Raw genomic sequence first — 9,491 nt, 5'->3', positions numbered from 1 at the left:
AAACGTGACCGTCTGCGTATCATTCGTAGAAAAGCCCTAAAGCTCTTCCCGCGACGCCGCCGTCCACGTTTCTCTTTCTTCTCATCTTCAATTGTCAAAAAACAGACGACAATCAGCCGTCACAAAAACTCAACACCAAACCATCCGGTCCGGCAATCCATCAGCATCTCAGCCAATTTCTAGAGGTTTCCTTAGAACGAAAGACTTCGTCGCCAGCAGCGCCGCCGCCCTCGTTCAGTGAGCGGGTTATAGTTCGACCCAATATCCCAAGTCAACAGCACCAAAACAAAAAATCCGAAAAATCATGCAAGCCGTTGTTATGTAATGGATATTCAATGTCTGTGGCCTAGCGACCCGAGAGAGAGGTCCGATTTTCGCCCGAGGACGGAGCCGCAGCGGTGGCAGTCCGCGCTGCAGGCGCAAAGTCGCCCGCCTTCATGCATTGGCGCTTGAACGGTGGCCCGCTCTTGCTAGTGTCGGCACGCATTCGACAAGGAGAACAGCATGCTGGTGTTGCACGAAACCGAAACCGCCCAGGCCCTCAAATGGGCCGACCTCATTGATGCGATCGAGCGCATGTTCCGCGGAGAATGCGTCATGCCGGTTCGCCATCACCATGACGTGGCGGTGCCCGGCGAGGCGAACGCCACGCTGCTCCTGATGCCGGCCTGGGTTCCGGGCGACTATATCGGCGTGAAGCTCGTCTCCGTCTTTCCCGACAATCATACGCGCGGCCTGCCGGCGATCTATGGCAGTTATATCCTGTCCTCCGGCAAGACCGGCAAGATGCTGGCCGTGGTCGACGGCGGCGAGCTCACAGCGCGGCGGACCGCCGCCACCTCGGCGCTGGCCGCCCGATATCTCGCGCGGGCGGATGCCTCGCACCTGCTGGTGGTCGGAACGGGGCGGCTCTCCCTCAATCTCATGCAGGCGCATGCGAGCGTTCGTCCGATCACCCGCGTCTCCATCTGGGGACGCAATCTCGCCAATGCGGAAAAGACAGCCGAGGAGGCCCGCGCGCTGGGCGTCGACGCCGTCGCCTGCACGGATCTCGAAGGAACCGCGCGGACGGCGGACATCATCTCCTGCGCGACGCTTTCCAGCGAACCGCTGGTCCATGGCGCCTGGCTGAAACCCGGCGCCCATCTCGACCTGATCGGCGCCTTCAAGCCGACCATGCGCGAGAGCGACGACGAGGCGGTGCGGCGCGCAACGATCTTCGTCGATACGCGGGCCGGCGCCATGAGCGAGGCCGGCGACATCCTGCAGCCGCTCAAGGCAGGCGTGATCAGCGAGACCGATATCAAGGCCGACCTCTTCGATCTCGTCGCGGGCCGCCACGAGGGCCGCTCGGACGAGGCGGAAATCACCCTGTTCAAGTCGGTCGGGGCCGCCCTCGAGGATCTCGCCGGCGCGATCCTCGCCTACGAGACCGTCATGGAGCCGTTCACCCGCCAGGAATCGTGATGCCCGTCACGCTGCCGCATCTGCCGGTCTCCGACAGCCTGCCTGCCCTTGCCGCGGCGTTGAAGGAGAAGAACCGGGCGATCCTGTCTGCGCCGCCCGGCGCCGGCAAGACGACGATCGTGCCGCTGCATCTCTTGGGCGAGGCCTTTCGCGGCGACGGCCGGATCATCCTGCTCGAACCGCGGCGGCTGGCCGCGCGCGCCGCCGCGGGCCGCATGGCAAGCCTGCTCGGGGAGGCGGTCGGCGAGACCGTCGGCTACCGCATGCGTCTCGACAACCGCATCTCGGCGAAGACCCGCATCGAGGTGGTGACCGAGGGCGTCTTTGCCCGGATGATCCTGGAGGACCCCGAACTTCAGGGCATTGCCGCCGTTCTTTTCGACGAGTTTCACGAGCGCTCGCTCGACGCCGACTTCGGGCTGGCGCTGGCGCTCGATGCCCAGACGGCCCTCAGGCCGGATCTGCGCCTTCTGGTGATGTCGGCGACGCTCGATGTGGAGCGGATCGCCGCGCTGTTCGGCGACGCGCCGGTGATCTCGAGCGAGGGCCGCAGCTTTCCCGTCGAGATCCGCTATCGGGACCGGCCGGGCGGCGAGCGGGTCGAGGATGCCGTGGCCTCGGCCATTATGCAGGCGCACCAGCCGGAGAGCGGTTCGATCCTCGCCTTCCTGCCGGGCCAGGCGGAAATCCGCCGGGTGGCCGAACGGCTCGAAGGCCGGTTCGACGAGACCACCCTGGTCGTGCCGCTCTACGGCAATCTCAGCCAGAAGGAACAGGATGCGGCGATCCGCCCCGCGTCCGCCGGCAACCGCAAGATCGTGCTCGCCACCTCGATCGCCGAGACCTCGATTACCATCGACGGCGTGCGGGTGGTGATCGACAGCGGCCTGCAGCGCCTGCCGGTCTACGAACCGTCGACCGGCATCACCCGGTTGGAAACGGTCAGGGTATCCCGCGCCTCGGCCGACCAGCGGGCGGGCCGCGCCGGCCGTACCGAACCGGGCATTGCCCTTCGCCTCTGGCACTCCGGCCAGACGGCAGCCCTTCCCGCCTTCACCCCACCGGAGATCCTGTCGGCCGACCTGTCGAACCTCGTGCTCGACATGGCGCATTGGGGCGTGCTCGATCCGACCGGGCTCGCCTTCATCGACCCGCCGCCTGCGGCCGCGTGGAACGAGGCCCGCACGCTGCTTCGCCTTCTCGGCGCGCTGGACGCCTCGGGCGCGATCACCGCAACGGGCCGGCAGATCCGTTCGCTCGGCCTGCCGGTCCGGCTCGCCGCCATGATCCTGGCGGCAGCCAGGACGGGCGCGGCCCGCCAAGCGGCGGAACTCGCCGTGTTGCTGACCGAACAGGGCCTGGGCGGCACCGGCATCGACATCGAGGACCGCCTGCGCCGGTTCCGCCAGGAGGGTGGTGACCGTGCCGTCTCGGCCCGCAAGCTGGCCGAGAGGCTGGCCTCGAGTGCCGGCCCGTCGAAGGCGGCAACGATCTCGTTCACCGCCGGACAACTGCTGCTGCACGCCTATCCCGACCGCATTGCGCTGAAGCGCGGCGGACGCGGCCGCTTCGTGATGGCAAACGGCCGTGGGGCCGAGATCGCCGAGACCGAGCGGCTGGCCGGGGCCGACATGCTGGTGATCGCCGACCTGACCGGACGCGCCGCACAGGGTCGCGTCCTGGCGGCGGCCGAAATCGGCAAGGCGGAAATCGAAGCCATGCTTCCGGATGCCATCCAGCGCCGCGAGGAGTGCTTCTTCGATGCCGCGAGCCGGCAGGTTCGGGCGCGGCGGGTCACCCGGCTCGGCGCGATCGTGCTGGAGGAAACCCCGCTTGCCCGGCCTACCGGTCCCGCCGCGGCCGAGGCGCTGGCCGAGGGCGTGCGGCATATCGGCATCGGCGCCCTGCCCTTTTCCAAGGCGGGCGAGCAGCTGCGCCAGCGGGTCGGCTTTTTGTACCGGACGATCGGCGAGCCCTGGCCGGACCTGTCGGATGCCGCCCTGCTCGATTCCCTCGACAGCTGGTTCACGCCCTTTCAAACGCATGCGCGCGGCATCGACGACCTTTCGCCCGGCACACTGTATGACGGTCTCGCTTCGCTCATTCCCCACGGGCTGCAGCGCGAACTCGACCGGCTGGCCCCCACCCATTTCACCGCGCCGACGGGGCAGAATCATCCGATCCGTTATGACGGCGCCGAGCCCGTGCTGTCCATTCGCGTGCAGGAGCTTTACGGCCTCAAGACGCATCCGGCGATCGGCGGCGGCAAATTGCCGCTCGTCCTGGAGTTGACCTCACCGGCGCATCGGCCCATCCAGACGACCCGCGACCTGCCGGGTTTCTGGGTGGGTTCGTGGAAGGACGTACGGGCCGACATGCGCGGGCGCTATCCGAAACATCCGTGGCCGGAGGATCCGGCCGGGGCCTTGCCGACGACGCGTGCCAAGCCGCGCGGCACCTGAAACGACTGCACCGAGGAGGTGAGAGGATGAGCACACCGGACACCGCAATCCAGTTCGGACCATCGAGCCGGCGACTGCGCCTGCAGACCCTGGTATGGCTGCGTTGGCTCGCGGTCGCGGGGCAAGGTGCCACCGTGCTCGTCGTTGCTTTCGGGCTGCAGTTCCCGCTGCCGCTCGTCACCTGCGCAGCATTGATCGGCGCCTTGGCGGCGGTCAATTTCCTGCTGTCCGTCGGCTTCCCGCCGACCTACCGGCTCGAGCCGATCGCCGCCTTCGCTGTGCTCGGCCTCGACCTCCTGCAGCTCGGCGCCCTGCTGTTCATCACCGGGGGGCTTGCCAACCCGTTTGCACCGCTGATCTGCGTGCCGGTGATCATTTCCTTTGCCTCGCAGCCGCTCCGGCATGCGCTGGCGCTCTTCGCGCTCGCCATGATGCTGATCTCTGCGCTGCCGTTCTCGCCCTACCCGCTTCCCTGGTATGCGGGCGATGCCCCGACGCTCCAGCCGGTGATGCAGCTCGGCGTATGGTTCGCCATCACCTCGATGATGGCCTTTGCCGCCTTCTACGCCTATCGCGTTTCCCAGGAGGCGACGTTGCTGGCCGACGCGCTGTCGGCAACCGAACTGGTCCTGCAGCGGGAAAAGCACCTTTCGCAGCTCGACGGGCTTGCCGCAGCCGCCGCACACGAGCTCGGCACGCCTCTTGCCACCATCAGCCTGGTGGCCAAGGAAATGGAGCGCGAACTCGGCAAGGATGAACGCTTCGGCGAAGACATCCAGCTCCTGCGCAGCCAGAGCGAGCGGTGCCGCGACATCCTGAAACGCATCGCGACACTGCCCTCCGAGAGCGAGGAGCACATGCGCCGCCTGCCGCTCTCTTCGCTCATCGAGGACGTGCTGGCGCCGCATCGCGAATTCGGCATCAAGCTGGAACTGATCGAGACGTCGGATCGCGCCAAGGAACCGGTCGGCATCCGCAATCCGGCGATCCTCTACGGCCTTGGCAATCTGATCGAGAACGCCGTCGATTTTGCCCGGGAAAGGGTTACCGTGACCGTCGAGCACGACGCGTCCAAGGTGGCGATCACCATCGAGGACGATGGCATCGGCTATTCGCCGGACGTGCTGCAGCGCATCGGGGAGCCCTATGTGACAAATCGCCATCGCGACGACAAGGCAGGCGGGCTTGGGCTTGGGCTCTTCATCGCCAAGACCCTGCTTGAGCGTTCGGGCGCGCGGCTGAGCTTCGAAAACCGCCCGCCGGAAACGCCGGGTGCCCGGGTGGAAATCGTCTGGCCGCGGCACCGGATGGAAGCCTAATTGTGGCGAAATGACTTTACCGCATGGCCATTACTGGCCATAACCACACACGGACGCTCAAGATTGCCCCGCAGGATTGCCTAGCCATGACAGAAAACGCAACCTCCGACCCTTCGCCGACAAACGGCGCCAACGCCCTGGGTCCAAACCCGACCTTGCTGATCGTCGACGACGATGTGCCCTTCCTGCGCCGTCTGGCCCGGGCGATGGAATCGCGCGGCTTCGTCGTGGAGACTGCGGCTTCCGTCGCCGAAGGTGTCGCCAAGGCCAAGGCCACGCCGCCGGGCTACGCGGTGGTCGATCTCAGGCTCGGCGACGGCAACGGTCTCGACGTCATCGAGGCCATCCGCCAGCACCGGACGGACACCCATATCGTCGTGCTGACCGGCTACGGCAATATCGCAACGGCGGTCACGGCGGTGAAGCTCGGCGCGCTCGACTATCTGGCAAAGCCGGCCGACGCCGACGAGATCTTCCTGGCGCTGACACAGCGTCCGGGGGAAAAGGCGGAAGTGCCGGAAAATCCCATGTCGGCCGACCGGGTCCGCTGGGAGCATATCCAGCGGGTATTCGAGAGCTGCGACCGCAACGTGTCGGAAACGGCGCGCCGGCTCAACATGCATCGCAGGACGCTGCAGCGCATTCTCGCCAAGCGCGCGCCGAAATAACAGTCAGTCCCGCACCGGTGCGTGCGCGGCCCATTCCGCCATCATCAGGCGCTGCGCCGCAGAACGGGAAAAGTCGAGGGTGACGGCCTTGCGGGTGGCCGGCGGCAGCTTGTGTTCGGGCGCCTCGCGCAACAGGTGGGCGCCGTATCCATCCGAGAGCAGCAGGCCGCAATCCTCCGGGAAGATGTCGAGCGGTACGTCCGGATGGGTGGCGAAGAACAGCCGGTCGCAATAGGCGCGGTAATCCGGCCATTTCCGATCGACGCGAAAATCCTCGATCGAGGATTTGATCTCGATGATCCAGATCTCGCCCTTCTCCGAGAGACCGACCAGATCGGCGCGGCGGCCGTTGGCAAGCGCCAATTCGGGCAGGACGGCGAGCCGCATGTCGTGCAGCAAGACCTGGACGCCCCGCCGCACAAGCATAGCCCGCTCCGACTGGCGTCCATCGATTAACGGATTGTTTACGGCGATAGAAAGAATCGTCATGTTCTTGTCCAGGGAAGCTGATCCGCATGTTGCAAAAAAGCCATGTGGAGTCATTTTGCAACGCCGAAGCCATCGGGCGGCGATCCGCTACTTGCAAAGGCGCTTTTAATCAAAAATAAACCATAATCAAAGATGGTCGAGATCACCATCTCCTAGCCCAAATGAACGAGTTTCCCATGCGCCTCCGCAATGCACTGACTGTGTTCGGCCTCGTCGCGACGATCGCCCTGACAGGTTGCACGACCACGACCGATACCCAGCAGGCCGAAGCCACGACGGCCAAGATCTTCACCGACTCCTATGGCAGCGTCACCGACGCTGGCTATGCACTGCCGGCGATCCCGATCAACAAGGTCAACAAGAAGTTCCACCGGCAGATCGTCGCCTACCCGACCACGGAAAAGGCCGGCACGATCGTCGTCAACACGCGCGAGCGCTTCCTTTACTATGTCCTGCCGAACGGCAAGGCGGTCCGCTACGGCATCGGCGTCGGCAAGCAGGGCTTTGCCTGGCAGGGCGAGGCCTATATCGCCTGGAAGCAGGAATGGCCGACCTGGCACCCGCCGAAGGAAATGGCCGCCCGCAAGCCGGACGTCGCCCAGTATGTCGAAAACGGCATGGGCCCTGGCCTTCGCAATCCGCTCGGCGCACGCGCCCTCTATCTGTTCAACGAGAAGGGCCAGGATACGCTGTTCCGCCTGCACGGCACGCCGGAATGGGCCTCGATCGGCACTGCCGCCTCGTCGGGCTGCATCCGCCTGATGAACCAGGACATCATCGACCTCTACAGCCGTGTCCGTCCGGGCAAGGGCGCACGCGTCGTCGTCCAGCAGTAAGCGCTTCGAAGCTTTCCCATGCAAAAAGCCGCCGGAGCGATCCGGCGGCTTTTTCGTTTGCGCTTTGCTCGGCTCAACCTGCGAGGCTGGCCTTCAGTTCGAGGCGGCGGCGATGCAGGACCGGCTCGGTATAGCCGTTCGGCTGCTCGCGGCCCTTCAGCACCAGGTCGAGTGCCGCCTTGAAGGCGATCGACCCGTCGAGATTGCCGGCCATCGGCCGATAGGCGGGATCGCCCGCGTTCTGGCCATCGACGACGACGGCCATCCGCTTCATCGTCTCGAGGATCTGCGCCTCGGTGACAACGCCGTGATGGAGCCAGTTGGCCATGTGCTGGGCGGAGATGCGCAGCGTCGCGCGGTCTTCCATCAGGCCGACATTGTTGATGTCGGGAACCTTGGAGCAGCCGACGCCCTGGTCGATCCAGCGCACGACGTAGCCGAGAATGCCCTGGGCATTGTTGTCGAGTTCGCGCTGGATTTCTTCCAGCGTCCAGTTCGGGCGCACGGCCACCGGCACCGAGAGGATGTCGCGCAGCCTGGCGCGCGGGCGGCTCTTCAGGCCGGCCTGGACCTCGGCGACGTTGACGCGGTGGTAGTGCGTGGCATGCAGGGTGGCGGCAGTCGGCGAGGGAACCCAGGCGGTGTTGGCGCCGGCCTTCGGATGGGCGATCTTCTGCTCCAGCATGGCCGCCATCAGGTCCGGCATGGCCCACATGCCCTTGCCGATCTGCGCATGGCCGGACAGGCCGCATTCGAGGCCGATGTCGACGTTCCAGTTTTCATAGGCCGAGATCCAGGCCGCCTGCTTCATGTCGCCCTTGCGGATCATCGGGCCGGCTTCCATCGAGGTGTGGATCTCGTCGCCGGTCCGGTCGAGGAAGCCGGTGTTGATGAACACGACGCGTTCCTTTGCCGCGCGGATGCATTCCTTGAGGTTGACCGTCGTGCGGCGCTCCTCGTCCATGATGCCCATCTTGATGGTGTTCGGGGCCATGCCGATCAGAGCCTCGGCGCGCGAGAAGATCTCGCAGGCGAAGGCAACCTCTTCCGGACCGTGCATCTTGGGCTTGACGACATACATCGAGCCGCTGCGGGAATTGGCCCGGCGGCCGTTCGTCCCGATGTCGTGCAGGGCGATCAGCGCGGTGACGGCGGCATCCATGATGCCTTCCGGCACTTCCTTGCCATCCCGGTCGAGGATCGCCGGATTGGTCATCAGGTGGCCGACATTGCGCACCAGCATCAGCGAGCGGCCATGCAGCGTGACAATCGATCCATCCGGCTTGGTATAGGTTCGGTCAGCGTTCAGCGCGCGGGTGAAGCTCTTGCCGCCCTTCGAGACCTCTTCGGTCAGGTCGCCCTTCATCAGGCCGAGCCAGTTGCCATAGACGACGACCTTGTCCTCGGCGTCGACGGCGGCAACCGAATCCTCGCAGTCCATGATCGTCGTGATCGCCGATTCGAGCCAGATGTCGTTGATATGCGCCGGATCGGTCCTGCCGATCATGCCGTTCGCATCGATGACGATCTCGGTGTGCAGGTTGTTCTTGGCCAGCAGGACCGCCTCGGGCTTGTCGGCAGCTCCGCGATAGCCGGCGAGCTGCGCGGGGTCGGAAAGACCGGTGACGCCGCCATCGGACAGCGTGACGAACAGCGCGCCGTCCTGGATCGACAGGCCGGCGACATGGCTCCAGCTACCGGCGGCAAGCGGTGCCGAATCATCGAGCAGCTGCCGGCCCCAGGCGATGACCTTGGCGCCGCGCACGGGATTGTAGCCCTTGCCCTTTTCGGCGCCGTCGGTTTCGGCGATCGCATCCGTGCCGTAGAGCGCATCGTAGAGCGAACCCCAGCGGGCATTCGCCGCGTTCAACGCATAGCGCGCGTTCATGACCGGAACGACGAGCTGCGGTCCGGCGATCCGGGTGATCTCGGCATCGACATTGGAGGTCGTGACCTTGACCTCGCCGCCTTCCGGCAGGAGATAACCGATCTCGCGCAGGAAAGCCTCATAGGCGTCCATATCGATCGGCGCACCGTTCTGCCGGTGCCAGGCATCGATCTTCGCCTGCATCTCGTCGCGCTTGGCCAAGAGCGCCCGGTTCTTCGGCGCGAGGTCGTGCACGATGGCCGAAAGACCCTTGAGATAGGTGTCCGGGTCGACCCCGGTTCCCGGCAATGCCTCCTCGATCAGGAACCGATGCAGTTCCGTGTCGATGGAAAGGCCGTGGCTTTCGATCCGGCTCATGACGC

The 9,491-nt window shown here is 65.5% G+C and carries 8 protein-coding genes and 1 pseudogene; 7 read left to right on the top strand and 2 right to left on the bottom strand.

Annotation, left to right across the window (positions count from 1 at the left end):
• The 6 genes and pseudogenes from L867_RS27830 to L867_RS0116560 all read left to right on the top strand — a co-directional run.
• Positions 1 to 183: hypothetical protein (locus L867_RS27830; protein ID WP_210163647.1), on the top strand; the 183-nt coding region annotated here is incomplete at its 5' end.
• 321 nt (positions 184 to 504) lie between these two features.
• The gene (gene lhpI, locus L867_RS0116575; protein ID WP_028737923.1) at positions 505 to 1,467 is read left to right on the top strand and encodes a bifunctional Delta(1)-pyrroline-2-carboxylate/Delta(1)-piperideine-2-carboxylate reductase; all 963 of its coding nucleotides are present in this window, start codon (positions 505 to 507) and stop codon (positions 1,465 to 1,467) included.
• Positions 1,467 to 3,929 carry an ATP-dependent helicase HrpB gene (hrpB, locus tag L867_RS0116570; RefSeq protein WP_408605991.1) on the top strand — a complete coding sequence of 821 codons (2,463 nt, stop codon included), beginning with the start codon at positions 1,467 to 1,469 and terminating at the stop codon, positions 3,927 to 3,929. Before lhpI ends, hrpB begins: the two co-directional genes overlap by 1 nt.
• Before the next feature lie 26 nt (positions 3,930 to 3,955).
• Positions 3,956 to 5,248 (top strand): ActS/PrrB/RegB family redox-sensitive histidine kinase, encoded by a 1,293-nt coding sequence (locus tag L867_RS0116565; protein ID WP_028737921.1) that lies wholly within the window; start codon positions 3,956 to 3,958, stop codon positions 5,246 to 5,248.
• Positions 5,220 to 5,291, top strand: a pseudogene (locus L867_RS28210) (hypothetical protein); the annotation flags it as partial. The gene L867_RS0116565 and the pseudogene L867_RS28210, both read left to right, overlap by 29 nt.
• A gap of 43 nt (positions 5,292 to 5,334) precedes the next feature.
• A complete protein-coding gene (locus tag L867_RS0116560; protein ID WP_028737920.1) occupies positions 5,335 to 5,916 on the top strand; it encodes an ActR/PrrA/RegA family redox response regulator transcription factor in 582 nt (193 codons plus the stop codon).
• 3 nt (positions 5,917 to 5,919) lie between these two features.
• On the opposite strand, the gene L867_RS0116555 is transcribed toward L867_RS0116560, so the two are convergent.
• Positions 5,920 to 6,405 carry an MmcB family DNA repair protein gene (locus L867_RS0116555; protein WP_084638595.1) on the bottom strand — a complete coding sequence of 162 codons (486 nt, stop codon included), beginning with the start codon at positions 6,403 to 6,405 and terminating at the stop codon, positions 5,920 to 5,922.
• Between the two features lie 176 nt (positions 6,406 to 6,581).
• Between L867_RS0116555 and L867_RS0116550 the strand changes: the two genes are divergently transcribed.
• On the top strand, positions 6,582 to 7,241 hold the full coding sequence (locus L867_RS0116550; RefSeq protein ID WP_028737918.1) for a L,D-transpeptidase: 660 nt from the start codon (positions 6,582 to 6,584) through the stop codon (positions 7,239 to 7,241).
• Positions 7,242 to 7,314: 73 nt separating this feature from the next.
• On the opposite strand, the gene L867_RS0116545 is transcribed toward L867_RS0116550, so the two are convergent.
• The gene (locus L867_RS0116545) at positions 7,315 to 9,486 is read right to left on the bottom strand and encodes a malate synthase G (RefSeq protein ID WP_028737917.1); all 2,172 of its coding nucleotides are present in this window, start codon (positions 9,484 to 9,486) and stop codon (positions 7,315 to 7,317) included.
• Positions 9,487 to 9,491 lie beyond the last annotated feature (5 nt).

Origin of the sequence: Paenirhizobium selenitireducens ATCC BAA-1503 (assembly GCF_000518785.1) — a bacterium.
GTDB lineage: Bacteria > Pseudomonadota > Alphaproteobacteria > Rhizobiales > Rhizobiaceae > Allorhizobium > Allorhizobium selenitireducens.
This window is presented reverse-complemented; position numbering and strand designations above follow the sequence as displayed.

What these genes read in the sequence shown, in the direction of transcription:
- lhpI (WP_028737923.1), top strand. Translation starts at nt 505, where the DNA reads ATGCTGGTGTTGCACGAAACCGAAACCGCCCAGGCCCTCAAATGGGCC.
- hrpB (WP_408605991.1), top strand. Translation starts at nt 1,467, where the DNA reads ATGCCCGTCACGCTGCCGCATCTGCCGGTCTCCGACAGCCTGCCTGCC.
- L867_RS0116565 (WP_028737921.1), top strand. Translation starts at nt 3,956, where the DNA reads ATGAGCACACCGGACACCGCAATCCAGTTCGGACCATCGAGCCGGCGA.
- L867_RS0116560 (WP_028737920.1), top strand. Translation starts at nt 5,335, where the DNA reads ATGACAGAAAACGCAACCTCCGACCCTTCGCCGACAAACGGCGCCAAC.
- L867_RS0116555 (WP_084638595.1), bottom strand. Translation starts at nt 6,405, where the DNA reads ATGACGATTCTTTCTATCGCCGTAAACAATCCGTTAATCGATGGACGC.
- L867_RS0116550 (WP_028737918.1), top strand. Translation starts at nt 6,582, where the DNA reads ATGCGCCTCCGCAATGCACTGACTGTGTTCGGCCTCGTCGCGACGATC.
- L867_RS0116545 (WP_028737917.1), bottom strand. Translation starts at nt 9,486, where the DNA reads ATGAGCCGGATCGAAAGCCACGGCCTTTCCATCGACACGGAACTGCAT.